This is a genomic window from Streptomyces sp. NPDC056734 (assembly GCF_042790455.1).
GTDB lineage: Bacteria > Actinomycetota > Actinomycetes > Streptomycetales > Streptomycetaceae > Streptomyces.
On the sequence record NZ_JBHTZD010000012.1, the window covers coordinates 94,876 to 119,303 of the forward strand.

The 24,428-nt window shown below is 71.4% G+C and carries 21 protein-coding genes and 1 pseudogene; 12 read left to right on the forward strand and 10 right to left on the reverse strand.

Translation table 11 applies throughout. The annotated features are described in order from the left end of the window. Positions 1-156 precede the first annotated feature (156 nt). Positions 157-1,308, forward strand: coding sequence for a CaiB/BaiF CoA transferase family protein (locus ACFRFC_RS19605; RefSeq protein WP_382690225.1), 1,152 nt, complete (start codon positions 157-159; stop codon positions 1,306-1,308). A 99-nt stretch (positions 1,309-1,407) separates the two neighbouring features. Here the strand turns inward: ACFRFC_RS19605 and ACFRFC_RS19610 are convergent, their stop codons facing one another. From ACFRFC_RS19610 to ACFRFC_RS19620, 3 genes are read right to left on the reverse strand one after another with little or no spacing between them, the layout of a single operon-like run. After that, complete coding sequence (locus tag ACFRFC_RS19610) at positions 1,408-3,588, reverse strand: xanthine dehydrogenase family protein molybdopterin-binding subunit (RefSeq protein ID WP_382690223.1); 2,181 nt, start codon at positions 3,586-3,588, stop codon at positions 1,408-1,410. After that, positions 3,585-4,622: an FAD binding domain-containing protein gene (locus ACFRFC_RS19615; RefSeq protein ID WP_382690221.1), complete on the reverse strand. Its 1,038-nt coding sequence runs from the start codon at positions 4,620-4,622 to the stop codon at positions 3,585-3,587. The genes ACFRFC_RS19610 and ACFRFC_RS19615 overlap by 4 nt, the downstream gene beginning before the upstream one ends. Continuing rightward, the gene (locus ACFRFC_RS19620) at positions 4,619-5,197 is read right to left on the reverse strand and encodes a 2Fe-2S iron-sulfur cluster-binding protein (protein WP_382690219.1); all 579 of its coding nucleotides are present in this window, start codon (positions 5,195-5,197) and stop codon (positions 4,619-4,621) included. Before ACFRFC_RS19620 ends, ACFRFC_RS19615 begins: the two co-directional genes overlap by 4 nt. A gap of 279 nt (positions 5,198-5,476) precedes the next feature. Here ACFRFC_RS19620 and ACFRFC_RS19625 point away from each other — a divergent pair, with 279 nt between their 5' ends. From ACFRFC_RS19625 to ACFRFC_RS19670, 10 genes and pseudogenes are all read left to right on the forward strand, one after another. Further along, entirely contained in the window at positions 5,477-6,043 is a 567-nt protein-coding gene (locus tag ACFRFC_RS19625; RefSeq protein ID WP_382690217.1) for a TetR/AcrR family transcriptional regulator, read from the forward strand. A 162-nt stretch (positions 6,044-6,205) separates the two neighbouring features. Beyond that, the gene (locus tag ACFRFC_RS19630; protein ID WP_382690215.1) at positions 6,206-7,735 is read left to right on the forward strand and encodes a helix-turn-helix domain-containing protein; all 1,530 of its coding nucleotides are present in this window, start codon (positions 6,206-6,208) and stop codon (positions 7,733-7,735) included. 179 nt (positions 7,736-7,914) lie between these two features. Further along, the gene (locus ACFRFC_RS19635; RefSeq protein ID WP_382690213.1) at positions 7,915-8,148 is read left to right on the forward strand and encodes a hypothetical protein; all 234 of its coding nucleotides are present in this window, start codon (positions 7,915-7,917) and stop codon (positions 8,146-8,148) included. 309 nt (positions 8,149-8,457) lie between these two features. Then, entirely contained in the window at positions 8,458-9,195 is a 738-nt protein-coding gene (locus ACFRFC_RS19640; RefSeq protein WP_382690211.1) for an SIS domain-containing protein, read from the forward strand. Next, positions 9,192-10,196 (forward strand): ABC transporter permease, encoded by a 1,005-nt coding sequence (locus ACFRFC_RS19645; protein WP_382690209.1) that lies wholly within the window; start codon positions 9,192-9,194, stop codon positions 10,194-10,196. Before ACFRFC_RS19640 ends, ACFRFC_RS19645 begins: the two co-directional genes overlap by 4 nt. A 248-nt stretch (positions 10,197-10,444) precedes the next feature. After that, positions 10,445-11,446 (forward strand): substrate-binding domain-containing protein, encoded by a 1,002-nt coding sequence (locus tag ACFRFC_RS19650; RefSeq protein WP_382690207.1) that lies wholly within the window; start codon positions 10,445-10,447, stop codon positions 11,444-11,446. Between the two features lie 48 nt (positions 11,447-11,494). After that, positions 11,495-13,183 (forward strand): sugar ABC transporter ATP-binding protein, encoded by a 1,689-nt coding sequence (locus ACFRFC_RS19655; protein WP_382690205.1) that lies wholly within the window; start codon positions 11,495-11,497, stop codon positions 13,181-13,183. A 235-nt stretch (positions 13,184-13,418) separates the two neighbouring features. Beyond that, positions 13,419-14,828, forward strand: a complete 1,410-nt coding sequence (locus ACFRFC_RS19660; RefSeq protein ID WP_382690203.1) for an FGGY family carbohydrate kinase — start codon at positions 13,419-13,421, stop codon at positions 14,826-14,828. Next, a complete protein-coding gene (locus ACFRFC_RS19665) occupies positions 14,825-15,499 on the forward strand; it encodes a hypothetical protein (protein ID WP_382690201.1) in 675 nt (224 codons plus the stop codon). Before ACFRFC_RS19660 ends, ACFRFC_RS19665 begins: the two co-directional genes overlap by 4 nt. A 501-nt stretch (positions 15,500-16,000) precedes the next feature. After that, positions 16,001-16,531: pseudogene (locus ACFRFC_RS19670) on the forward strand (class I SAM-dependent methyltransferase); the annotation flags it as partial. 610 nt (positions 16,532-17,141) lie between these two features. Here ACFRFC_RS19670 and ACFRFC_RS19675 read toward each other — a convergent pair. The 6 genes from ACFRFC_RS19675 to ACFRFC_RS19700 all read right to left on the reverse strand — a co-directional run bounded on the left by ACFRFC_RS19675 (position 17,142) and on the right by ACFRFC_RS19700 (position 22,206). Then, a complete protein-coding gene (locus ACFRFC_RS19675; RefSeq protein WP_382690199.1) occupies positions 17,142-17,615 on the reverse strand; it encodes a MarR family winged helix-turn-helix transcriptional regulator in 474 nt (157 codons plus the stop codon). A gap of 9 nt (positions 17,616-17,624) precedes the next feature. After that, complete coding sequence (locus ACFRFC_RS19680; protein WP_382690197.1) at positions 17,625-17,921, reverse strand: hypothetical protein; 297 nt, start codon at positions 17,919-17,921, stop codon at positions 17,625-17,627. A 521-nt stretch (positions 17,922-18,442) separates the two neighbouring features. Next, complete coding sequence (locus ACFRFC_RS19685) at positions 18,443-19,111, reverse strand: response regulator (RefSeq protein WP_382690195.1); 669 nt, start codon at positions 19,109-19,111, stop codon at positions 18,443-18,445. Continuing rightward, entirely contained in the window at positions 19,108-20,400 is a 1,293-nt protein-coding gene (locus ACFRFC_RS19690) for a sensor histidine kinase (protein ID WP_382690367.1), read from the reverse strand. The genes ACFRFC_RS19685 and ACFRFC_RS19690 overlap by 4 nt, the downstream gene beginning before the upstream one ends. Positions 20,401-20,428: 28 nt before the next feature. Next, positions 20,429-21,268, reverse strand: coding sequence for an ABC transporter permease (locus ACFRFC_RS19695; protein WP_382690193.1), 840 nt, complete (start codon positions 21,266-21,268; stop codon positions 20,429-20,431). Beyond that, complete coding sequence (locus tag ACFRFC_RS19700) at positions 21,265-22,206, reverse strand: ABC transporter ATP-binding protein (protein ID WP_382690191.1); 942 nt, start codon at positions 22,204-22,206, stop codon at positions 21,265-21,267. Before ACFRFC_RS19700 ends, ACFRFC_RS19695 begins: the two co-directional genes overlap by 4 nt. 390 nt (positions 22,207-22,596) lie before the next feature. Between ACFRFC_RS19700 and ACFRFC_RS19705 the strand changes: the two genes are divergently transcribed. Then, positions 22,597-23,925: a nitrous oxide reductase family maturation protein NosD gene (locus tag ACFRFC_RS19705; protein WP_382690189.1), complete on the forward strand. Its 1,329-nt coding sequence runs from the start codon at positions 22,597-22,599 to the stop codon at positions 23,923-23,925. Positions 23,926-23,992: 67 nt separating this feature from the next. On the opposite strand, the gene ACFRFC_RS19710 is transcribed toward ACFRFC_RS19705, so the two are convergent. After that, positions 23,993-24,334: a cupin domain-containing protein gene (locus ACFRFC_RS19710; protein WP_383112634.1), complete on the reverse strand. Its 342-nt coding sequence runs from the start codon at positions 24,332-24,334 to the stop codon at positions 23,993-23,995. Between the last annotated feature and the right edge of the window lie 94 nt (positions 24,335-24,428).

Below are 24,428 nucleotides of genomic sequence, written 5' to 3' on the forward strand. Positions count from 1 at the left end.
CTGTCAGCCGGTCCGAGAACCGAGGGGACATTGGATTGTGGTGTCCTGCCGGGGCTGGCGGACGGGCCGCCGGAGCTGATACGGATGACCGGACGGGGACACACCGCGTCTCCGCCGGGGGGCGGGCCGCTGTCCACTACGGAAGGTGATCTGTCGATGGCCAGTTCAGCAGCGGATCCGTCAGATCCGTCAGCGGCGGATCCGGGGGCGCTCTCCGGGATCCGGATCGCCGACTTCTCCCGCATCCTCGCGGGCCCGTTCGCCACGATGATCCTGGCGGACCTGGGCGCGGAGGTCGTGAAGGTGGAGCGGCCCGGCGGCGGTGACGACACCCGTGCCTGGGGGCCGCCGTACGACGCGGCGGGCACGGCGACGTACTTCCTCGCCGCGAACCGGAACAAGACGAGCGTCACGCTCGACCTGACCACGCCCGAGGGTCAGAAGGCCGCACGGGAGCTGGCCGTCGGGTCCGGGATCGTCGTGGAGAACTTCCGGCCGGGGGTGATGGCCCGCTTCGGGCTCGGCTACGAGGAGCTGCGGGCCGAGCGGCCCGACCTCGTCTACTGCTCCATCAGCGCCTTCGGCTCGGGCGCGGGGGCGGCGGTGCCCGGCTACGACCTGATCGTGCAGGCCGTCGGGGGCCTGATGAGCATCACCGGCGACCCCGAGGGCGAGCCGCAGAAGGTGGGCGTGGCCCTGGTCGACGTCCTCGCCGGGCTGTTCACCTGCGTGGGGCTGCTCTCGGCGGTACGGCACCGGGAGCGCACGGGCGTGGGACAACTGGTCGAGGTGAATCTCCTCAGCAGCCTCCTCGCGGCGCTGGCGAACCAGGCCACCGGCTTCACGGCGGGCGGGGTCGTCGCCTCCCGGCTCGGCAACGAGCATCCGTCCATCGCCCCGTACGAGACCCTGCCGACGGAGGACGGCCAGCTCGCCCTCGCCGTCGGCAACGACCGGCAGTTCGCGGCGCTGTGCGCGCGGCTGGGGGACCCGGGCCTCGCCCAGGACCCGCGCTTCGTCACCAACACGGACCGGGTCGCCCACCGCCCCGCCCTGCGGGCCGCACTCACCGCACGGCTGGCGGGCGGGACCACGGCCCACTGGGCCGACCTGCTGAACCGGGCGGGGGTCCCCGCCGGGCCGGTCAATGACATCGCGGGCGCGTTCGCCCTCGCGGAATCGTTTGGCCTCGACCCCATCGCCCAGATCGGTCAGATCGCGACACCGAGCAACCCGATCGGGATGTCCCGGACACCACCGACGTACCGGCTGCCGCCGCCGGGGCGGGAGGGGAGTGGGGAGGAGTAGCGCTGGGGGGCTCGCCGACTGTCGCTGGGGCTGATCAGTCCGAGGGGAACGCTGGTGTCGGTTGTGGGGTCCCGGGGCGGGGGCCGGGAGTTTCCGGGTTCAGGGGCCGGGTGCCGGGGCGGGGGCGGGTGGCTGTCCGGCCATCAGGATGCGGTCCGGGCGCAGGGGCAGATCGCGATGGCGAACGCCGGTCGCGTGCCGGACGGCGTTGGCGATGGCCGCCGCCGTGCCGACGATGCCGATCTCGCCGATGCCCTTGATGCCGACGGGGTCACCGTCGTCCGGCGCGTCGAGCCAGTGCGCCTCGATCGGCGGGACGTCGGCGTGGGCGGCGAAGTGGTAGCCCGCGAGGTCGGCGCCGACGGGGGCGCCGGAGGCGGGGTCGCGGGCGGCCTCCTCGTGCAGGGCCATGGACAGGCCCCAGGTCATGCCGCCGACGAACTGCCCCCGGGCGGTGAGCGGGTTGACGATCCGCCCGGCGGCGAAGACGCCCAGCAGCCGCCGTACCCGGATCTCCCCGGTCACGGTGTCGACGGCGACCTCGGCGAACTGGGCGCCGTAGGAGTGCCGTTCACGCGCGGGGAGGGCGGCGAGGGCGGCGGTGGTGTCGGCGCGGGCGGTGATGCCCTCGGGGGGCGGTTCGGCGCCCGGCACCAGCCGTTCGCGCAGGTCGCGGGCGGCTGCCGTGACCGCCCAGGCCCAGGAGCGGGTGCCCGTGGAGCCGCCCGCGATCTGCGCGGGCCCGAAGTCGCTGTCGCCGATCCGCACCCGGACGCGCTCCGGCTCCACGTCCAGCGCGTCGGCGGCGATCAGGGTGAGTGCCGTACGGGCGCCGGTGCCGATGTCGGCGGCGGTGATCCGGACGGTGAAGGTGCCGTCGGCCTCGGCGGTGATCGCCGCCGTGGAGGAACCGGCACCGGCCGGGTAGACGGCGGTGGCGGTGCCGGTGCCTAGCAGGAGCGGGCCTTCGCGGCGCACGCCGGGGCGCGGATCGCGGTCCGCCCAGCCGAAGCGGGCGGCGCCCTCGCGGAAGCAGTCGAGCAGCTGGCGTCCGGCGAAGGGCAGTCCGGAGACCGGGCCGAGCGCGGGTTCGTTGCGTACGCGCAGCTCGATGGGGTCGAGGCCGAGCCGCTCGGCCAGTTCGTCCAGGGCGCACTCCAGGGCGAAGGAGCCCGGTGCCTCGCCCGGCGCGCGCATCCAGGTCGGGGACGGCAGGTCCAGCCGTACCAGCCGGTGTCCGGTGTGGTGGGCGTCGGCGTCGTACAGGACCCGCCCGAAGGAGGCGGCCGGTTCCAGGAACTCATGGACGGTGGAGGTGAGGCTGAACCCCTGGTGGTCCAGGGCGCGCAGCCGTCCGTCCGGGGCGGCGCCGAGCCGGACCCGCTGGATGGTGGGGCTGCGGTAGCCGGCCAGGGTGAACATCTGCCGCCGGGTCAGCACCACCCGCACCGGGCGCCGCAACCGGCTCGCGGCCATCGCGGCGGCCACCTGGTGGGCGCGCAGCCCCTTCGAGCCGAAGCCGCCGCCGACATGCTCGGAGCGCACCCGTACGGCGGCGGGGTCGAGCGCGAACAGCTTCGCCAGGTCGTTCCTGACCCAGGTGGCGCCCTGGTTGGAGTCGGCCAGTTCGAGCCGGCCGTCCGTCCATCGGGCGGTGGCCGCGTGCGGCTCCATGGGGTTGTGGTGCTGCTCGGGGGTGGTGTAGCGGGCGTCGACGACCACGGCGGAGGCGGCGAGCGCGGCGTCGAGGTCCCCCTTGCGGGCGACGGTCTTGACGTGCGGGCCGTCCGGGGGGACGTAGGCGCCGGGGTGGTTCTCGTGGAACGCGGTGTCGTGCGGTGCCACGTCGTAGTGCACGACGAGGGTCTCGGCGGCCTCCCTGGCCTGCTCGGCGGTCTCGGCGACGACCAGTGCGACGGGCCAGCCCCGGTACGGGACCCGGTCGTGCTGGAACACGGCGAGGGTGCCGTCCCCGTCTCCGTCCCCGGCCGCAACCCGGGGCGCGTTGCCGTGGTGGAGGACGGCGAGGACGCCGGGCCGGGCGAGGGCGGGGGCCGAGTCCACTGCGCGGATCCGGCCCCGGGTGACGGTGGACAGCACCAGCCAGCCGTGGGCGAGGTCGGCGAACGGTATCTCCCCGGAGTAGCGGGCCTGGCCGGTGACCTTCTCGGGGCCTTCGACGCGGGGGTGGGGGCGGCCTACGGCGGTTGGGGGGCGGACGGCCTCCGGGGGTTGGACGGGGGTCGGGGGTGGGACGGGGGTCGCGGGGGTGCCGATCATCGTGCGGCCCCTTCGGCGCGGTCGGTGGGCGGACCGGTGTGCGGGTCGCTGTGCTGCTCGGCCAGGTCGGTGAGCATGGCGGTGGTGAGGTTGCGGAGGAGGGGGACCTTGTACGCGTTGCCGGGCAGTGGCGTGGCGGCGGCGAGTTCGGCTTCGGCGGCGCGGGCGAAGGCCGTCGGGGTCGCGGGACCGCCGGTCAGCATCCGCTCGGCGGTGCGTGCCCGCCAGGGCCGGGAGGCGACCGCGCCGAACGCGAGACGTACGTCCCGTACGACGCCGTCCGTGACGTCCAGCGCGGCGGCGACGGACCCGATGGCGAAGGCGTACGAGGCCCGCTCGCGCACCTTGCGGTAGCGCGCGTGCGCGGCGATGGGGGCGGGCGGCAGGGTGACGCCGGTGATCAGGGCGCCGGGCGGCAGCGCGGTCTCGCGGTGCGGGGTGTCGGCGACGGGGAGATAGAGGCCGGCCAGGGGCAGTTCGCCGGTGCCGTCGGCGGTCTCGTACGAGATCAGCGCGTCGAAGGCGATCAGGGCGACGGCCATGTCCGAGGGGTGGACGGCGACGCAGTGGGCGGAGGCGCCGAGGACGGCGTGGTTGCGGTGCTCGCCCCGGACGGCCGGGCAGCCGCTGCCGGGGGCGCGTTTGTTGCAGGGGCCGGTGGGGTCGGTGAAGTAGGGGCAGCGGGTGCGCTGGAGGAGGTTGCCGCCGACGGTCGCCATGTTGCGCAATTGGCCGGAGGCGCCCGCGAGGACGGCCTGGGCCAGGGCGGGGTGGTCGCGGCGGACGTCCGGGTGGGCGGCGAGGTCGCTGTTGGTGACGGTGGCGCCGATCCGCAGGGAGCCGTCGGCGGACCGCTCGACGCGGTCCAGTGACAGCCCGCTGACATCGACGAGCCGGGTGGGGCGCTCGACGCCGGACTTCATCAGGTCGATGAGATGGGTGCCGCCGCCGAGGTAACGGGCGCCTGGGTCGGCGCCGAGGAGGGCGAGGGCGCCGGGGACGTCGTGGGCACGGTCGTAGCCGAACTCCCTCATGGGGTGGGCTCCTTGGGGGCGGGTACCACGGAATCGACGGCGTGCGCGGCGGCGTGGGAGACGGCGTCGACGATGGCGACGTACGCCCCGCACCGGCACAGGTTCCCGCTCATCCGCTCGCGTATCTCCGCCGGGGTGAGGGGCGGGGGTCCGGCCTCGGGGCGCAGGTCGCCGGTGACGGCGCTGGGCCGGCCGGCCGCGTGCTCTTCGAGGACGGCGACGGCGGAACAGATCTGCCCGGGGGTGCAGTAGCCGCACTGGTAGCCGTCGAGGTCGAGGAACGCCTGTTGCACCGGATGCAGCCGGTCGCCGTCCGCGAGCCCTTCGACGGTGGTGATCCGCCTGCCCTCGGCGGCGACGGCGAGGATCAGACAGGACAGCGCGCGGCGCCCGTCGACCAGCACCGTGCAGGCGCCGCACTGTCCGTGGTCGCAGCCCTTCTTGGTGCCGGTGAGGTCGAACCGTTCGCGCAGGGCGTCGAGGAGGGCGGTGCGGTGGTCGGCGGTGAGCGGGTACTCCTCCCCGTTGATGTGGAGGGTGAGTTCGCTGGAGGTCGGCACGGGGGCCGAAGCCATGGTCAGCCTTCTTTCGCGGTTCCGGGCGTCTTTGCGGGAGCGGCCGGTCGGCGGGGGGTGCGGGGTGGGGGTGCGGGTGGGGAGTGCGGGGTGGGGGGTGGCGCCGGATCGGAACGGGACGCTGGGACACTGGGCTCGGCACCGGCCGGGACACAACCGGACAACTGTCCGGTACGCTCAGGAACGTAGCGGACAGTTGTCCGGTTGGCAAGATCGGGTTCGCCGAAGACCCGTCGGCAGCTACGAGGCCGGCACGTACGAGGCCGGGAGAGAGCGGACATGGGACAGCCGGAGAACGAGGCACCGCAGCGGGCGGACGCACAGCGCAACCGGGATCGCATCCTGGCGGTGGCGCTCACGGAGCTGACGCTGGACGCCGCCACCCCCCTGAGCGCGATCGCCAAGAAGGCGTGCGTCGGACAGGGCACCCTCTACCGCCACTTCCCGAACCGCGAGGCACTCGTCATCGAGCTGTACCGGCACGAGATGCAGCAGGTCGCGGACGCGGCGCCGGAACTCCTGCGCCGCCGAACGCCGGAGCGGGCACTGCGGGAGTGGATGGACCGGCTGGCCGCCTACTACATGACGAAGATCGGCCTGGCCGAGGCCATCCGCCGGGCGACGAGCACCCCGGGCGGCGGAACGGCCCCGGGCGCCACGCCCCTCCTCAACGCGATCGAACTGCTCCTCGAAGCGAACGAGCAGGCCGGCACCGTACGCCCGGGAGTCACGACGGACGACTTCGTGCTGGCGATCGCGGGCCTGTGGCAGATCGACCCGGCGGGCGACTGGGAGCCGAGGGCGGAGCGGTTGCTGGACCTGGTGATGCGCGGTTTGCGGGCATGAGCGACGCCCCGCACGATGAATACGACATAGCCCGATTTGCAGGCATCTCCCCTAGCCCTGCCCCTTCTGCCACCCTCCGCCCCACCAGCCGGGATTGACACCCTTTCACCCGAACAGACCCCCCAGCAGGCGCCATCTCATATCTGAGATAGCCTCAACCTCATGGCAGACGACTACCTCGAACGCATCGGCAGGCTCATCCGTGACGCCCGGCAGCACCGAGGCTGGACACAGGCACAACTCGCGGAAGCGCTCGGCACCAGCCAGAGCGCCGTCAATCGCATCGAGCGCGGCAATCAGAACATCAGCCTTGAGATGATCGCCCGAATCGGTGAAGCACTGGACAGCGAAATCGTCTCACTGGGCTACGCCGGCCCGATGCATCTGAGGGTCGTCGGCGGCCGTCGGCTCTCCGGCGCGATCGACGTGAAGACCAGCAAGAACGCGTGCGTGGCGCTGCTGTGCGCCTCCCTGCTCAACAAGGGCCGCACGACACTGCGCCGGGTGGCCCGGATCGAGGAGGTCTACCGGCTCCTGGAGGTGCTCAACTCCATCGGTGTGCGCACCCGTTGGATCAACGGCGGGGTGGACCTGGAGATCGTGCCCCCGGCCGACCTGGACATGGACGCGATCGACGCGGACGCGGCCGTGCGGACCCGCTCGATCATCATGTTCTTCGGCCCGCTGCTGCACCGCATGGACCGCTTCAAGCTGCCCTACGCCGGCGGCTGCGACCTCGGCACCCGGACCATCGAGCCGCACATGATCGCGCTGCGCCGGTTCGGCCTGGACATCGCGGCGACGGAGGGTCAGTACCACGCCCTGGTGGACCGCTCCGTACGCCCGGACCGCCCGATCGTGCTGACCGAGCGCGGCGACACGGTGACCGAGAACGCGCTCCTCGCGGCGGCCCGCCACGACGGCGTGACGACGATCCGCAACGCGTCCTCGAACTACATGGTCCAGGATCTGTGCTTCTTCCTGGAGGCGCTGGGCGTGCAGGTGGAGGGCATCGGCACGACGACGCTGACCGTCCACGGCGTGCCCACCATCGACGTGGACGTGGACTACTCCCCGTCGGAGGACCCGGTGGAGGCGATGAGCCTCGTGGCCGCGGCGGTCGTCACGGAGTCCGAACTCACCGTCCGCCGGGTCCCCATCGAGTTCCTGGAGATCGAGCTGGCGGTCCTGGAGGAGATGGGCCTCGACCACGACCGCAGCGCCGAGTACGTCGCCGACAACGGCCGCACCCGGCTGGTGGACCTGACCGTCCGCCCCTCCAAGCTGGAAGCCCCGATCGACAAGATCCACCCGATGCCGTTCCCCGGCCTCAACATCGACAACGTCCCCTTCTTCGCGGCGATCGCGGCCGTGGCCCAGGGCAAGACCCTCATCCACGACTGGGTCTACGACAACCGCGCGATCTACCTCACCGACCTCAACCGCCTCGGCGGCCGCCTCCAGCTCCTCGACCCCCACCGCGTCCTGGTCGAGGGCCCCACCCGCTGGCGCGCCGCCGAAATGATGTGCCCCCCGGCCCTGCGCCCCGCCGTGGTCGTCCTCCTCGCCATGATGGCCGCGGACGGCACGTCGGTACTGCGCAATGTGTACGTCATCAACCGGGGGTACGAGGATCTGGCGGAGCGGCTGAATTCGATCGGGGCGCAGATCGAGATCTTCCGGGATATCTGACACGCGCCTGCCGCCGCATCTTGACTGACCTGCGATTTGGCGGGTGAGGGAGGGGTGCGGCGCTCCGGATCCGTGTGTGCGGATTCGGATTCCGCCGGGGACACTCCGGGAAATTCTCCCGACCTGCGAAACAAGTAGGTCGGGAGTTTTTGCGTACCTGCGAAAACACACTCGGACGTTTGACCGTTGCTGTTTTCGGGCTGCTGGTCTTTCCGTCCGGCGGGGTGCCGGTCTCGGTGAGCGGCAGGGAACAGACCTCCGGCGCGATCTCCTCGTGGCCCGGTGAGGCGACACCCGGTGCGGTCGCCTTGGCCGCCGGCGCGTGCTGGAGCCCGTACGCGGTACGCGGTTGTTCTGACGGCTCACTGTCCACGGCGGTCGGTGCGCCGGTCTCGGCCCGCGAGATGCCTTGATGGCGGCACTCGTCGAGGATGCGGGCGACCGTGGTGGCTCGCTGGAGTTCGGCTGGACCCATCGGGTTGGCCTTCGCGAATGGCCACTGGTTCCGTTGCCTTCCCCGGGCGGTGCCGCCCATATGGGCAGCCTACTTGACGCATGGGCGGGCTGGGGGTCTGATGACTCCACCCGCGCCACAGAGTCGTAATGCGGCATTTACGTCGTGGACACGACGCGCCGCCGACGGCAGGAACGGGCTGATGAGATCCCTGGCCGAGCACTCGCACCGGGTGCCCGATCCCCGCCGTCCCCGGAGGTACACCGTCGTGAGTTCGCCAGCTGAGGACCAGATCCTTGAGGGCGCCCGAGAGGTGATCCGCCGGGAGAGCGCCGCCACCGCGAGCATCGCCGAACAACTGGACGAGTCCTTCCTGACCGCCGTGTCACTGCTGCTCGGATGCCGGGGCAAGGTGGTCGTGGCCGGCTCGGGGACCTCGGGGACGGTGGCCCGGCGGATGGCGCACCTCCTGTCCGTCTGCGGAACCCCGGCCGTCTTCCTCCACCCCATGGACGCGCTGCACGGCTCCCTGGGCGCGGTGTCCGGGTCGGACGTGGTGATCGCCATCTCGAAGGGCGGAGGCTCCGCCGAACTCAACGACTTCGCCCGCCGGGCACAGGATCGCGGTGCCGACGTCCTGTCGCTGACCGCTCGCGCGGACTCGGCGCTCGGCCTGATCGCGGACGTGAGCGTGCGGATAGATCCCGCCTCCCACGCGGACCCGGGCGGTGTGATCGCCATGGGCAGCACCCTCGCCATGTCGGCCTGGGGCGACGCGCTGGCGGTCACCCTGATGCGGCTCAACGGCTACTCCTGGTCCCAGGTGCTGTCCGCGCACCCGGCCGGCACGGTGGGCCGGCTCACCGAAGCCCCCCAGGAGTTGGCACCCCTGGACGCCGCGGCACTGAGCCGCGGGGGCCGGCCCGCGCCATCCCCACCGGGAGCCGCACCGGGAACCGACCTCACGGCCGAGACGACGAACCACGAACCACGGAGACTCCCATGAGAAAGTTCCGACTGCCCGACGAGACGGGAATCTTCCTGGTCCTGCTGGTCGTGCTCGCTGTGCTGAGCATCCTGTCGCCGTCCTTCGGCACCGTCGACAACGGCATGGCCCTGCTCCTCAACGGCGCGGTCATCGCGTTTCTTGCCCTGGGCCAGACGTTCGTGCTGCTGACCGGCGGGATCGATCTGTCCACCGGGGCCAATGTGGCCATGACGGGAGTGCTGGCCGCCGTCCTCATGCGGGACGGGCTTCCCTGGCTGGTGGCCTCCGTGCTGGCCGTCGGAGCGGGACTCGTCCTCGGGGTGATCAACGGTCTGGTGATCCACTACGTGAAGGTGCCGCCTTTCATCGTCACGTTCTCCACCCAGGGCGTCGCCATCGCCGTCCCCCTCATCATGACCGGAGCGAACTCCATCTCCGTACGGCAGGCCGGCTTCTCCTGGATCGGCCAGGGGCGTATCGCGGGAGTCCCGCTGCCCGTGATCATGCTGCTGATCGCGGCCGTCGCGGCCACCTGGTTCCTGACCCGGACCAGGCTGGGCCTGCATGTCTACGCCTCCGGCGGAAACAAGCCGGCCGCCCGGCTGGCCGGCGTGAACATTCCGGCGGTCACGATCCTGGTCTACGCCGTCAGCGGCGTCTGCGGGGGCATCGCGGGGCTCATCGCCACCTCGCGCCTGATGGTCGGGTTCCCGGCCACCGGACTGGGCAACGAACTCTTCTTCTCCATCGCCGCGGCGGTGGTCGGCGGGGTGAGCCTGTTCGGCGGTACGGGGACGGTGCCCGGGGCCATGATCGGTGCCGTTCTGATCGCCTCGGTCTCCAACGGTCTGAACGTACTGAATGTCAACAGCTACTGGCAGTCGCTGGTGATCGGCTTGATCATCCTGCTCGGTGTCTCGTTCGACACCTACCGGCGGGGCCTGAACGGCGCATCGATCCTCGGCTCGCTCACCGGTACGTCGCGATCGGCATCCGCGAAGGAGCCCACGGCGGTCTGACTCCGCAGCGCGCCGCCCCGACGGCACCGCCCGCCCCGACACGCGTCGGCCCGTCTCACTCCGCCTCCCGGCGACCTCGGCCGCCATCCAGGCTCCGGCCGCCTCCGCACCCTTTCCGACGTTCCGTCACATTTCGCCCACTGCACGCCACTCCGATCCGGCCCGAGCCTCGCCGCCACCGGCGGCAGGCACCTTTCTCAACCCGCGTCAGACGACCGCGCCGGACGCGTCAACCGAGGAGAGAGCAGATGCCCAACAGAACCAGAGCGCTGACCGTTGCGTCGGCAGCCGTCTCACTCGCACTTCTGACGGCCGCTTGCAGCAACCAGGCGACGAGCGGCACCCCGACGTCGGACAGCAGCACCGCGTTGCCCGACAACTGCGCGACGGACAAGCCCGTGCTGGGCGTCGCCCTGCCCAACACGGTGAACCCCTACTACGTCGCCATGCGTCAGAGCTTCCTGGACAACGGCGCGGCGAGCGGATTCGACGTCAAGCTGGCCATCGCCAATGACAGCGACTCGACCCAGCTCTCCCAGATCAACAGCTTCATCCAGCAGGGAGTCTGCGCGGTCGCGCTGAACGCGGTGAACTCCGGACCCGGCGCCGCCAGCGTCGCCGCGCTGAATCAGGCGAAGATCCCGGTGTTCACCGTCAACGTCATCGTCTCGCCGGACGACCTCAAGACCCAGAACGCCAGCATCGTCCAGTACGTCGGCGCCGACCAGGTCGAGGGTGGCAAGGCGATGGGGACCCAGCTCCTCAAGGACATGGGCGCGGACGCCGAGATCGAGGCCGGGATCGTGGGAGACCCTGACCAGATCCCCACCAACCAGCGTGACAGCGGCTTCAAGGACGCGCTGAAGTCCAACGCCAATGCCAGCGTGGGCCCCACCGTCAACAGCAAGGTCGACCCCAACATCAGCCTCCAGGTCACCACCGACATGCTTCAGGGCAACCCCGGCATCAACGTGGTCTTCGCCGACACCGGTCCCGGCACGGTCGGCGCGCTCCAGGCGATCAGCCAGCTCGGGAAGGACGGCGAGATCGCGCTGTACGGGTTCTGCGCCGCCGACAAGGCGCTGAACGACACCTACAAGGCGTGTGCCGCCCAGGAACCCGCCGACTACGCGCGGATCGTCGTCGAGAACGTCGAGAAGTACCTCGGCGGGGAGCAGGTGCCCGCGGAGATCCTCCAGCCGCTGAAGATCTTCACCAGCGGCACCCCGGGTCCGGGCGAGGTCGGCTGACCCTGCACGGCCACGGCCGCCGAGACACACAGAGAGAGGTGCACAACAGTGAGTGGAGCCACTGCGCGGTGCTTCGCCGTCGACTCGATCAGCAAGCACTACGGGCAGACACGGGCCCTTGACCGTGTGACGGTCGCACTCCACCCCGGTCAGGTGCTCGCCCTCGTCGGTCACAACGGCGCGGGCAAGTCCACCCTGCTGAAAATGCTCGCGGGCGCCGAAAGTCCTGACGAGGGCTCGGTGCTCATCGACGGCGTCCCCCAGCACTTCTCCAGCCCCGCGGACGCGCTGGCCGCCGGCGTGGCCTGCGTGTACCAGGAACTCAGGCTCGTGGACCAGCTCACCGTCGCCCAGAATGTCTTCCTCGGCCACGAGATCAGCCGGCACGGCAGGCTGGCACGGTCGGAGATGAACCGGCGTACCGCCGAGCTGTGCCGGACGTACGGGGTCACCGCGTCCCCCACCGAGCGCGCCGCCGAGTTGTCCGTCGCCCAGCGCCAGATGGTCGAAGTGGTCGCCGCGCTCAACCGCAACGCGCGGTACCTCCTCCTCGACGAACCGACGACGGCCCTTGAGGCTCAGCAGATCGATCATCTGCTGGCCACGGTCAAGCGCATCTCGCGCGAGCGGGACATAGGTGTCCTGCTGGTGGATCACAAGCTCGACGAGGTGTTCTCCGTCGCCGACCACATCGTCGGGCTCTCCAATGGTCAGGTCACGCTGAGCGGGCCGGCGGACACGGTGCACCATGACGATGTGGTGCACGCCATCATCGGCGAATCCGCGTCTGCTGATCCGTTGCCGACGAGCGGGCCGAAGGCCAGGGAGAAGCCTCGGACGGTCCAGGACCGGAGGAACCTCGGCCGCAAAACCCACGGGCACGGAACCCACGGGCACAGAACCCGTGACCACGAAGGCCGTGACCACGAAGACCCTGACCGCGAGGTCCGCGACCACGAGGCGGGCGAGGTCGTGCTCAGCGCCGTCCATCTGTCCACCGACCGGCTCAAGGACGTCACGCTCCAGGTGCGGGCCGGTGAAATACTCGGCCTGTACGGGTTGGTGGGCTCGGGACGCTCACGGTTCCTGCGTACCGTGTACGGATCGGAGCGCACTCCGTCCGGGTCACTGACCCTGATGGGCTCCCCGTACCGGCCCAGGAGCCCGGCCCGGGCGATCAGGTCCGGGATCGTCTTCCTCTCCGAGGAACGCAAGGCGGACGGCTTCATCCCCGGGATGAGTGCGAGGGAGAACGTCTCACTTCCCGTGCTGCATACGTTCAGCCGTGCCGGTCGGCTCCAGCGCAGGCGCATCGCCGAAGCGACGCACGACGCCCTGGACAAGGTCGCGGTCCGCGGCGACCTCGATCAGCCCATCGTCCAACTGTCGGGCGGAAACCAGCAGAAGGTGTTGTTCGCCCGCGCTGCTCTGCAACAGCCGCGGCTGCTTCTGCTCGACGAACCGACCAAGGGCGTCGACATCGGCGCGAAGGCCGAGATCCACGCTCTGATCCGTGCCATGGCCGCCGAACAGGACGTGGCCGTGATCGTGGTGTCCACCGAGGAGGAAGAGCTGATCGGGCTCGCCGACGCGGTGTGTGTCTTCAAGGACGGCCGGTGTGACGGCGTCACATACCCCGCGGACACCGTCACCCCGGGCGATCTGCGCCAGCTCGCCTGGCCCAGCAGCCATCAGCCGCCGGACTCGTCCGCCACGACGGCTCGCGCGGCCGGGTAGCAGCGTCCACCCGCGATCCGCCTTCGTTGCCCGCCCCTGTCGAACACACCCCGCTCCGACGGGCACCTGGAGTGAACGGCCCCCGGGACCGCGCCGTTCACCGCAGGTGCCGGGACCGGGCGGGCCCGGCGACTTCCCCGGGCCCCGGACCCCCCGGACCCCCCGACGCCACCGCGCACCCGCACCCGCACCCGCACCCGCAGGGCGCTGTGGCCTCCCGCTAGGAGAACATCCCATGCCCGTCGTCGCCGGAGTCGACTCCTCGACCCAGTCCTGCCAGGTCGAGCCGCGTGACCTGCGCGACGGCTCGCTGCTCGCCTCGGGAAGCGCACCCCATCCACCCGCGTTCCCGCCCAGCGGCGAACAGGACCCCGCCGCCTGGTGGACGGCGCTGAGAGCCGCCGCGCTCATGGCCGCCAGGAACGACGCGGGCGGGTCCCCCGACGGCATCGGCGCGGTCGCGGTTGACGGCCAGTGCCACGGCATGGTCGCTCTGGACACCACCGATCAGGTCCTGATCCCGGCGAAGCCGTGGCACGACATCACCTCCGCACCACAGCTCGAACGGCTCAAGGGCCTGACCGGGGCGCCAGATTGGATTCGCGCCGTCGGCTCCCCGCCGACTGCGGCCTTCACCCTCGGCAAGCTCGCCTGGCTCGCCGAGAACGAACCGGCCCACTACCGGCGACCGCGCCCCGTCCTGCTGCCGCACCACTGGCCGATCCGGAAGCTCTCCGGCCGGTACGCCACCGACCGCTCCGAGGCATCGGGGACCGGTTGTCACAGCGCCGCGCGGTCCCGGTATCTCCCCGAGATCCTGGCCCATGTCGACGCCGAACGGGACCGGACGGACGCCCTGCCCAAGGTCATGAACGCCTCGGCGGCCGTCGGAACGCCCACCGCCACGGCCCGCGCGGAACTCGGGCCGCCTGCCGCCACCCTGGTGGAACCCGGCGGCGGGGACCAGCACGCGGCGGCCCTCCGTCTCGGTGCCGCCCCCGGCGACGTGGACCACACGTTCGGCACCTGTGGCGTCGTCCTCTCGCCCAGCGACACCCTCGGTTCTGATCCCCACGGCACCGTCGACGGCGTCGCCGACATGACCGACGGCCACCGCCCCCTCGTCTCGACACTGGACGCCGCACGCGTCACCGACACCTTCGCCCGCATCCTGGGCGTCGACCGCCAGGCCCTCGCCGAACCGGCACTCGTCGCCTGCCTCGACGGCGAACGCAAGCCCAACCGGCCCGGCGCCCAGGGCATCCACGCCGGGCTGACCTCCACGACGAGCCGCGCGGACAGCGCATGGGCCGCCCTCGAAGGCGTCATCCTCGGCCTGCTCCCCGGCGAGCGGCACCTCAACACCGCCGGGGTCGCCACCGGCGGACGCCTCATCGCCACCGGCGGTGAGGTACTCGTGGCCGATGCCCCCGAGTCGTCGGCGCGCGGCGCCTGCGTACAGGCGGCGGCCATCGCGTCCGGCCGGCCGGTACGCGATATCCGCGGCGAGTGGGCACCTACGACCCGGTCGGCCGCCGCCCCCCAACCCGGCTCGGCACACGCGCGGGAACGGGCCTACACGGTGCTCGCCGACCGGGACCCGCTCGACACCGACGGCGCCGGGCACGCGGGGCCCACGACGTGACACGGTACGACGCGGACCTGAACCCGGACCGGAACCCGGACCTGAACCCGGAGCTGCTCGCCGAGATCGCCCGCCACCCCGGATCGGTCCTCGCCGGCAGCCTCTACGCCGTCGCCGAGGCGGACCGGCTCGCCGCCGCCGAGCACCTGAAACACGCCGGCCTGTGGATCCACGCCGACATCATCATGGACGACGGTACGCATCGCGGCGTGAGCCTCTCCCTGCTGCGCACGCTCGCCGAGCGCCGGATCGGGCCGCTCGACATCCACGTCATCGCACCGGAACTCGACGGCCTGATCGACGAGGTCTGCGCCCAGCAGGCCGACCGCGTCACCTTTCCCTTCGAGTCGTGCCCGGACCACGCGGCCGTGGCCGACACCGCCGAACGTATCCGCGCCTCCGGCGCGACCGCCTGGCTCGCGGTGGCGCCCACCACGGAACTCAGCTCGGTCCGCCCGTGCTTCGAGATGGTCGACGGACTCCTTGTCATGCTGATCGAACCCGGCAGCACCGGCGCCGCCGACCTGACGCTGACGGCCAAGGCCGCACAGGCACGCCACGCCCTCCCGGTCGGCGTCGACGGCGGCGTCAACACCGGCAACCTCGGCGCCTGTCTCCAGGCCGGTGCGCGCTACGCCGTCTCCGGCCGCGCCCTGCTACGCGCGACCTGATGCCGGCAGCGGCAACGTCCCGGACCGTGCCGCCCTGCGGCCCTCGGTAAGCGCGCGGCACAACGTGGCTCACCCTGTCCGCGCCCGAGGCCCACGCCGATCACGACGAGGATCTGGCAGCGGGCCACCGGCCAGGCATCCCGTACCGTCGGCGCCAGTTCCCCGGTGTCCGTCGGGCCGGGTGCCTGTGCGAGCGCTCTTCACGCGAGGTTCTGAGCCATCCCGGACGCGGCGCTGAACGTCACCCCGGCGGACCGTCTCAACCCGGTGGTCATGCCGGCAACGTACAGCGCAGGTGTGCCGCCCGCGGCCCACGGGCAGTGGCTGTCCGATGCCGTAGCCGTAGCCCTCGCCCTCGCCGAGACCCCGCCGAGACCCCGCTGAGGCATCTGCCGTCCACCCGATCCACCGCGCCGCCCACCGAGGAGCCCCGTGCCCGTCGAGGACATCAACACCGAAGCCTGGACCCGCTATGGCCGGCGCCAGCTGGACCGCGCCCATGTGCCGGACGTCCCCGGCCGCCTGGCCTGGGCGCCCTGGGACGGGGTCGGACCGGGCGCTGAGATCCTCGGGGACATCACCGGCCGACGTGTCCTGGACATCGGGTCCGGAGCCGGTCACCACGCCGTGCATCTCGCCCGGGCCCACGGCGCCCTTGTCACCGGGGTCGAGCTGTCGCCCACCCAGCACCAACGCGCGGTCACCGCACACGTGGGGGTCCGGGGCGTGCACTTCTCCCACGGGGACGTGGCCGCGTATCTCGCCGAGGCCGAGCCCTTCGACGCCGCCTACGCCATCGGGACGCTGGCCTTCACCGACCCGCACCGCGTCCTGCCCGCCCTGCGCGACGGCCTGCTCCCCGGGGCGCCGCTGATCCTCTCCCTCCTGCACACCGACCTGCACGGCCAGGGCCCGTCCACGGAGGTGGTACCGCGCGAGCAGACGATCCTGCTGCGCGAGGACCCACCCCTGCCGACCCTGATGTGGGTCCTGGCACCGCACCTGTGGGAGGGCCTGCTCACCGACTACGGCTTCCACGTCGAGGCCATCGATCTGCTGCGTCCCGTGGATGACGGCAACCCGGTCGTCCAGCAGCTCATCCGGGCCCGCCGCCCGCACCACCGGCCGCCGACCCGGATCTCCAGCCGCCCGCGCACCACCCGACCCCCGCAGCCTCAGGCGGCCGTAGGGGTCGGCGGTGCGGGTGTGGGCGCTGGTGTTGATGTAGGCGCTGCTTCCGTCGATCCCGACGAGGATGCGTACGGCCGCGGTCCACGGGTTCGCGCAGTGGAAGAGCTGTGCGCCCGTGCCCGCCGCGATGAGCTGTTCGATGCGGCGGCACCAGAGCAGTTCCTGTTCGACGACATGGTCGCGGAGCACGGGGCGATAGCGCGACAGGTGCCGTGCGTTCAGCCAGAGCTTGCTGACGTTGTCGAATTCGGCGCTCGCGATGAGGGAGAAGAAGCGCCGGAGCGTGCTCAGCGGGGTCTCGTGCCCGGGGCCCGCGGGCTCGTCCGGCAGGAGGCCGTCGAGTTCGGCCGGCGTCAAGCGCTCCGGGTTCGGCCGCGAACTCGGACGGGCGGGCATCGAGGAGTTCGTCAACAAGAAGCTCGTCCGGACCGTTGCCTGACCGTGGCCGGTCTCAGGTGTGGCCCTCGGTGGTTGCCTCCACCGCCGCCGTGATGCGGGTCAGGAGATCCCCGAGTGTTGTCGTCTCATCCGCTTCGAGCGGGTCGAAGAAGAGTTGCCGTACGAACTCCGCGTGCCCGGGTGCGGCCGCCTCGATGGTCTCCCTGCCCTTCTCGGTCAGTCGCACCATCGAGCCGCGCGCGTCGTCCTCGCACGCTTCCCGGACGACCAGGCCGCGCTTTTCCATCCGGCTGATCTGATGGGACAGCCGGCTGCGCTCCCAGTCGACCCACGCGCCGAGTTCACGGGCCCGCAGGACGCCGTCCTCGGACTCCGACAGCGGGGCGAGCAGGGCGTAATCGGCGGCCGAGATACCGGAATCCCGCTGCAACTGCTGGTCCTGGGCCCGCTGAAGGAGTCGGCCCAACCGGCGGTACGCCGCCCAGATCTCGGCCTCGCGCGGGGTGAGCCATCGCGGTTCGGACATAGGTCGACACTAGCAGGTTGTTGATGCGTCAATAAAGACGGGAAGGGCCTGACGGGCCCCGGCGAAGGGGTGGTCGGCGTCGACCGGGATGCGCAGCTCGCCCTGGACGACCTCGACGGCGAGGGACGCCACGCGTCCTTCGGTCGCGCGCGTGCCGCCGTACAGGACGGTGACACCGCGGTCGAAGACGGCCGGGCAACCGAGCGGCGAGACCGGGATGCCTCCCGGCCTGGCCGCCGCGGCGGTGGTGGCGAGGCCGGAACCGGCGTGAGCCCTGTCGAACACGACGTCGACCCCGCCCGACACCAGACGGACGCATCCCGAACTCCTGGGCACCGCCGCCCGGTTGCGCCCGGGGACCCGGTAGCGGAGCCGCCCGCACGCATCAACGGGAGAGGAATCGACATGCCCGTCCGCCGTCCCAACCCGGACACCCCGCACCGGACCCCGCACCGGATCAGCCAGCTCGTCCTCCTCGCCGTGCCGCCGGACCCCCCAGCCCGGCGGCCGGGCACGGTGGTCGCGCAGGGCAAGACCACGCCGGGAGGCGGAAACGGCCCGGCGGTGGTACTTCTACCGCGCCGGAGCGGCACCCGCAGGGCCGGTAGGTGGCACTCCCGCCGCGCCGGAGTGACACCCGCCAGGCCGATGGCAGGCCGTCGAACCCTGGCCACCAGAGCACAGTGGTCGCGCAGCGCAGGACCGCGCCGGGAGGCGAAAACGACCCGGCGGTAATACTTCCGCCGCGCCGGAGTGACACCCGCCAGGCCGGCGGCACGCCGTCGCGCCCTGAAGCGGCCTCGCCGGTTGCCGCGCTGTGCGTCGGGTCAGTTCGCGTGGGGGCGGGCCAGGCCGTGGTCGTAGGCGAAGATCACGGCCTGGACGCGGTCGCGGGCCCCGATCTTGGCCAGGACGCGGCCGACATGGGTCTTGACGGTGGACTCGGACAGGACGAACCGGGTGGCGATCTCGCCGTTGGTCCAGCCCTTTCCGACGGCGACGAGGATCTCGCGCTCGCGTTCGGTGAGCGAGCCGAGGGCCGAGTCCCCGGTCCGGTCCGCGCGGTGGGCGGGGACGTAGCGGGTGTACTCGTCCAGGAGGCGGCGGGTGAGGGCGGGCGCGATGACGGCGTCGCCGGAGGCCACCGCGCGGATGGCGGCGAGGAGTTCGTCGGGGCGGGCGTCCTTGAGGAGGAAGCCGCTGGCCCCGGCGCGCAGGGCGGCGTGGACGTATTCGTCCAGGTCGAAGGTGGTCAGGACGAGGACGCGCGAGCGGCCACCGGCCGCGACGATCCGGCGGGTCGCCTCGATGCCGTCCATGCCGGGCATCCGTACGTCCATCAGGACGATGTCCGGGCGCAGTTCGGCGGTCTTGCGCACGGCCTCGGCGCCGTGGGCGGCCTCGCCGACGACATCGGTCTCGGCGACGGAGTCCAGCAGCAGATGGAAGCCGTAGCGCTGCAAGGGCTGGTCGTCCACGATCAGTACGGTGGTCATCGGTCGCCGCCCGGGGGTGTGAGGTCGAGAACCGCCTCGACGCTCCATCCTCCCTGTTCCGTCGGCCCCGCGCTGACGGTGCCTCCGTACAGGGCCGCTCGTTCGCGCATACCCACCAGGCCGTGTCCTTCCTCGTTCGGCGGTCCGGCCGGGGTGGCCGGGCCGCTGTCCTCGACCCGGACGGTCAGCCTGCTGCCCTCGACCTGGACCGACAGACGCACCCGGGTGCCGGTGGCAGCATGCTTCAGGGTGTTCGTGAGAGCTTCCTGAACGACGCGGTACACGGTCAGCTGTACTCCGCTGTCCAGGGTGTCCACATCGCCGGAGGTCCGGTAGACGACCTCCAGTCCGGCGGTGCGCACCCCGGAGCACAGGGCTTGAAGGTCGGCGATGCCGGGCTGCGGGCTGAGCGGGGGCCCGCCCGTGGGACCGTCCGTGGTCTCGCGCAGTACGCCGAGCACCCGGCGCAGCTCGCCGAGGGCCTGGCGGCCGGTGTCGCCGATGAGCCGCAGGGTCTCCTTGCCCCGTTCGGGGTCGATGTCCGTGGCGTAGGCGCCGGCGTCGGCGAGGGTGATGATGACGGACAGGTTGTGCCCGACGACGTCATGCATCTCGCGGGCGACCCGCGTGCGTTCGGTGGCCGTGGCCAGCCTGCTGCGCTGATCACGCTCCACCTCCAGCCGCGCCGCCCGTTCCCGCAGTCCGGCGAGCTGGGCGCGGCGGATCCGGATCATCAGGCCGAGCGTGAGGGCCGCGGTCGCCGTGCTCAGCAGGAAGAACAGCGCGTCCCAGACGGACACCACCCCGGAGATGCGGACCGCCACCAGCACCATGGCGCCCACCGTGGCCGCGCAGGCCCAGGGCAGCTGCCGCAGCCTGCCGTGCAGGGCCAGGCTGTACAGGGCGACGAAGAGGGCGGCGTCCGCGCGCAGCACGGCGCCCAGGGACCACTGGAGGACGAACACCGCCGTGATGGCGGCGAAGGCCGCGAGCGGTCTGCGCCGCCGCCACAGCAGGGGCAGTACGAGACCGGCCTGGAGCGCCAGCATCCCCGCGACGGGCAGCTGGGCGAAGGCGAGCCGGAAGCGGCTCGGGACGTCGGCGTCACCGGCGGTACCGCCGCGCAGAACGTCGGGCAGGCAGAACACGAGGAAGACGACGACGACGACCGCGGTGTCCAGCACCCACGGATGCGTCCGGTCGGCCCGCCGCAGCCGCCGGCCGCCCCGGGAGACACGGGCGACCAGCGGCCCCATGGCGCTGATGTCATCGGTGGTCACGGAGGTCACGGAGGTCACGCTGCCATGGTGCGGCCGGTCAGGCGTCGCTGCGGGTCAGCCGGAGCGCCGCACCCGCCAGCGCCAGGGCCGTCCAGCCGAGGAAGACCAGCATCCCGGAGGTCGGCGACAGCATGGTCGAGTCATGGGTCAGGGCGAACATCGCCTCGCCCGCGTTGGACGGGAGGTAGGGGCTGATGTTGTCCTGCCAGGAACTGGGCAGCAGGGAGATCAGTCCCGGTATCAGCATCATGGTGGCCACGAGCACGGAGATCCCGCCGGCCACCGACCGCAGCAGCGAGCCCAGGGCGGCGCCGAGCACCCCGACCAGTCCGAGGTAGAGCCCCGCGCCCAGCAGGCTGCGCACGACCCCCGGGTCCGACAGGCTCATGGCCGCGGGGGTGCCGGAGAGGATCGCGTTGCCGATCAGGAAGGCGGTGAACCCGCCCAGCGTCCCCACGATCAGCGCGACCAGCCCGTACACCGCCGCCTTGGACCACAGCACGGGCAGCCGGCGGGGCACCGCCGCGAGCGTCGAGCGGATCATGCCGGTCGAGTACTCGCCCGCCGTGACCAGCACGCCGAGCACGCCGAGGGCGAGCTGGGCGAAGCCCATACCGAAGAGGGAGAGGCTGACGGCCGTCGCGTCGGCGAACTCCTGGTCCTGCTGGCCTGGGCCCTCCCCGGACTGATAGCGGCTCGCGGAGATCAGGCCGAAGGCCACCAGGAACAGCAGGGCGAGGCCCAGGGTGATCCACGTCGAGCGCAGGGACCACAGCTTGGCCCACTCGGAGTGGAGCACGCGCCGCCCGGTCACCCGGTAGCGGGGACGGGCCGCGGCGGTCCTGGGGTCTTCGGTGGGGGCGGTGAGGGTGCTCATGCGGTCCTCCCGAGGATGTCGGCCCCGGCCGTCGTGGAGCCGTGGTACTCCACGGCGTCCCTGGTCAGCTCCATGAACGCGGACTCCAGTGACACGGTCCGCGCGCTCAGTTCGAACAGGGCGATCCCGTGCTCGGCGGCCTTCAGCCCGATCTCGCGGGCGGTGATCCCGGTCACCTGTAGCTCCTCGGAGCCGATCTTGCCGGTGACCTCGACGCCCGGCCCCGCCAGTACGTCCCGCAGCCGCGCCGGGTCCTGGGTCGCCACCTTCACCGTGTTCCCGCCTGCGTCGCGGATCAGCTCGGACACCGTGGTGTCGGCCAGCAGCCGCCCGCGCCCCACGATGATCAGGTGGTCGGCGACCAGTGCCATCTCGCTCATCAGGTGGGAGGAGACCAGTACCGTCCGCCCCTCCGCGGCGAGGGTCTTGAGCAGATTGCGGATCCAGAGCACACCCTCGGGGTCCAGCCCGTTGACCGGCTCGTCCAGCATCACCGTCTGCGGATCGCCCAGCAGCGCCGCCGCGATGCCCAGGCGCTGGCCCATCCCGAGGGAGAAGGCACCGGCCCGCTTCTTCGCCACGGTGCTCAGTCCGGCGAGGTCGATGACCTCCTCGATCCGGCGGTCGGGAATGCCGTGGGTCAGCGCGAGCGCCCGCAGATGCTGGTACGCCGAGCGGCCGGGGTGGATCGACTTCGCCTCCAGCAGGGCACCGACCTCCTGGAGCGGGGCCTGATGGCGGGAGTACTGGCGGCCGTTCACGGTGACGGAACCGCTCGTCGGGGCGTCCAGCCCGACGATCAGCCGCATGGTCGTGGACTTGCCCGCCCCATTGGGTCCGAGGAAGCCGGTCACCGAGCCCGGCTTCACGACGAAGTCCAGTCCGTCGACGGCCGTCTTGTCGCCGTACCTCTTGGTCAACTGCCGTGCCTCGATCATGTGTGTTCTTCCTGTCGGCCTGTGGTGTCCGTCGCGTGCGACGCCCCCACCAGCGACGCTAGGCGCCGGATCACCCCACCCCGGTGGTACCGGGAGGCTGAACCACGCCGGTCCGTGGTACCGGGGTACTACGCCGTACGGGGCGTGCCCGAGCGGTGAAGATCGTATAAATACGGGATGATTCGGCCAACCTTCACCCTTCCCTGGTCATTCTTTGCCGCTTCATAGCCCTCGCCATACTTTCGCTTGACGCTGTCCGGAAGGCGGGAGAGTCCGCCTCGTCATCTGCCCCAGGGGTTCGGCCCGTTGGGGCTGATTCGCGCTGCCATGACAGATCACGACATGACGGCATGGCCCGACATGACATGACATGACAGAAGGAGTCTCGGCATGATCCGCCTCTCCCGGACGCCGTCCTCAGCCCGGACATCGTCCCCGGCCCGGACGCGCTCCTCGGCCCGGATACTCACCTCAGGCTGGCTCGCGGCGGTCGGTGCCGCCGCGCTGTTCGGCGTGCTGATGTCCGCGCCCACGGCCCACGCCGTGCCGCTGACCTGCGGCCAGACGGTCACCACCAGCGTCGTCCTCGAAGCCGACCTGCTCAACTGCCCCGGTGACGGACTGGTCGTCGCCGCCCACGGCATCACCATCGACCTGGCCGGACACACCGTCGACGGCATCGGCCTGGGCGTCGGGATCCGTAACAACGGGTTCGACAACACCACCGTCACCGGCGGCGCCGGCACCCCCGGCGTGGTGCAGGAGTTCGACCACGGGGTACTGCTCAACCCCGGCACGTCCGGCACCCTCGTCGAAGGGCTCACCCTCCAGCTCAACGAGATCGCCGGCGTCGAACTCAACAACGCCGATGTCGACAACCGCGTACAGGACAACCTCATCGACCAGCAGGCCCAGAGAGGTGTCACGCTGATCGGCGGATCCAGCGGCAATGTGATCGCCGACAACACGATCACCTTCAATCAGGGCGAGGGCGTCTTCGTGGAGAACTCCGCGTCCAACCGCCTCGAAGGCAATCTCATCGCCGACAGCGGGGACGCGGGACTGGTCCTGGAGGGCGCGTCCGGCAACACCCTGCTGACCAACACCGTCACCAACAACAGCGACGGCGCGATCGTCCTCCAGCTCGCCTCGAACAACAACCTCGTCCAGGGCAACACCTCCTCCCTGAACTCGGACGCCGGGCTGACCGTGTCCGAGTCCACCGGCAACCACCTGCTGTCCAACACGCTCCAGAACAGCGGTGACAGCGGCATCCTCCTCCAGGACGCCCACGGCTCCACGATCACCGGCAACGACGTCAGCGGTAACCCCGGCGGCATCGAGCTGAGCTACTCCGACAACAACCTGATCCGGTCCAACATCGCGAACTACGGCAATGGCGACGCGATCACCCTGGAGGGGTCGCTCGGCAACACCCTGGAACTCAACCAGGCCAACAACAACAACGGACGCGGCATCTACATCTCCGGCGAGGCGGCCTCGGGGACCGGCAACCGGCTGATCGGCAACACCGCCAACGCCAACTCCGGCGACGGCATCTCCGTCTCCAAGGCCGTGCACACCCTCCAGGGCAACACCGCCCGCGATAACAACGCCTGGGGCATCTACGCCGACTCGGGCAACCTCGACGCGGGCGGCAACCACGCCTCCGGCAACGGCGAGTCCGCCCAGTGCACGGGGGTCGTCTGCACGCCCTGAGTGAACCCCGGCCGAGGAGAAGGTCTGAGGAAAAGGTCTGAGGAAAAGGTCTGAGGAAGAGGTCCGCTCACTGCGCGTGGACGACGACCGAGATGACCCGGACCTCCTCCTCGGTCATATTGCGGTACTGGTGCGGGGCCGCCGCGTCGAAGGCCAGTGAGTCGCCCGCCTCAAGGACGTACGTCTCGAAGCCGATGTCGGCGTGCAGGGTGCCGGTGAGGACGAGCTGGTACTCCCGGCCCTCGTGCCGGATGGGCGAGCGGCTGTCGGTGGAACGGCCGTAGGGGGCGTACACGACCTCCAGGAAGTCGACCTGGGCATCCTGGTGGGGGGTGAGCCGCTCCCAGCGGACGCCACTGGCGAGGTCGATCGTGCGGCGGCCGGAATGGCGCTGGACGATGGTGCCCACGGCCGGTGGCCCTGCCCGGGCCCCGGGGCCCGCCCAGGGCCCCCCCCCCCCCCCCCCCCCCCCGCGCCCCAATGCCCACCCCCCAGCCGGAACC

What these genes read in the sequence shown, in the direction of transcription:
- ACFRFC_RS19605 (WP_382690225.1), top strand. Translation starts at nt 157, where the DNA reads ATGGCCAGTTCAGCAGCGGATCCGTCAGATCCGTCAGCGGCGGATCCG.
- ACFRFC_RS19610 (WP_382690223.1), bottom strand. Translation starts at nt 3,588, where the DNA reads ATGATCGGCACCCCCGCGACCCCCGTCCCACCCCCGACCCCCGTCCAA.
- ACFRFC_RS19615 (WP_382690221.1), bottom strand. Translation starts at nt 4,622, where the DNA reads ATGAGGGAGTTCGGCTACGACCGTGCCCACGACGTCCCCGGCGCCCTC.
- ACFRFC_RS19620 (WP_382690219.1), bottom strand. Translation starts at nt 5,197, where the DNA reads ATGGCTTCGGCCCCCGTGCCGACCTCCAGCGAACTCACCCTCCACATC.
- ACFRFC_RS19625 (WP_382690217.1), top strand. Translation starts at nt 5,477, where the DNA reads ATGGGACAGCCGGAGAACGAGGCACCGCAGCGGGCGGACGCACAGCGC.
- ACFRFC_RS19630 (WP_382690215.1), top strand. Translation starts at nt 6,206, where the DNA reads ATGGCAGACGACTACCTCGAACGCATCGGCAGGCTCATCCGTGACGCC.
- ACFRFC_RS19645 (WP_382690209.1), top strand. Translation starts at nt 9,192, where the DNA reads ATGAGAAAGTTCCGACTGCCCGACGAGACGGGAATCTTCCTGGTCCTG.
- ACFRFC_RS19650 (WP_382690207.1), top strand. Translation starts at nt 10,445, where the DNA reads ATGCCCAACAGAACCAGAGCGCTGACCGTTGCGTCGGCAGCCGTCTCA.
- ACFRFC_RS19660 (WP_382690203.1), top strand. Translation starts at nt 13,419, where the DNA reads ATGCCCGTCGTCGCCGGAGTCGACTCCTCGACCCAGTCCTGCCAGGTC.
- ACFRFC_RS19675 (WP_382690199.1), bottom strand. Translation starts at nt 17,615, where the DNA reads ATGTCCGAACCGCGATGGCTCACCCCGCGCGAGGCCGAGATCTGGGCG.
- ACFRFC_RS19685 (WP_382690195.1), bottom strand. Translation starts at nt 19,111, where the DNA reads ATGACCACCGTACTGATCGTGGACGACCAGCCCTTGCAGCGCTACGGC.
- ACFRFC_RS19695 (WP_382690193.1), bottom strand. Translation starts at nt 21,268, where the DNA reads ATGAGCACCCTCACCGCCCCCACCGAAGACCCCAGGACCGCCGCGGCC.
- ACFRFC_RS19700 (WP_382690191.1), bottom strand. Translation starts at nt 22,206, where the DNA reads ATGATCGAGGCACGGCAGTTGACCAAGAGGTACGGCGACAAGACGGCC.
- ACFRFC_RS19705 (WP_382690189.1), top strand. Translation starts at nt 22,597, where the DNA reads ATGATCCGCCTCTCCCGGACGCCGTCCTCAGCCCGGACATCGTCCCCG.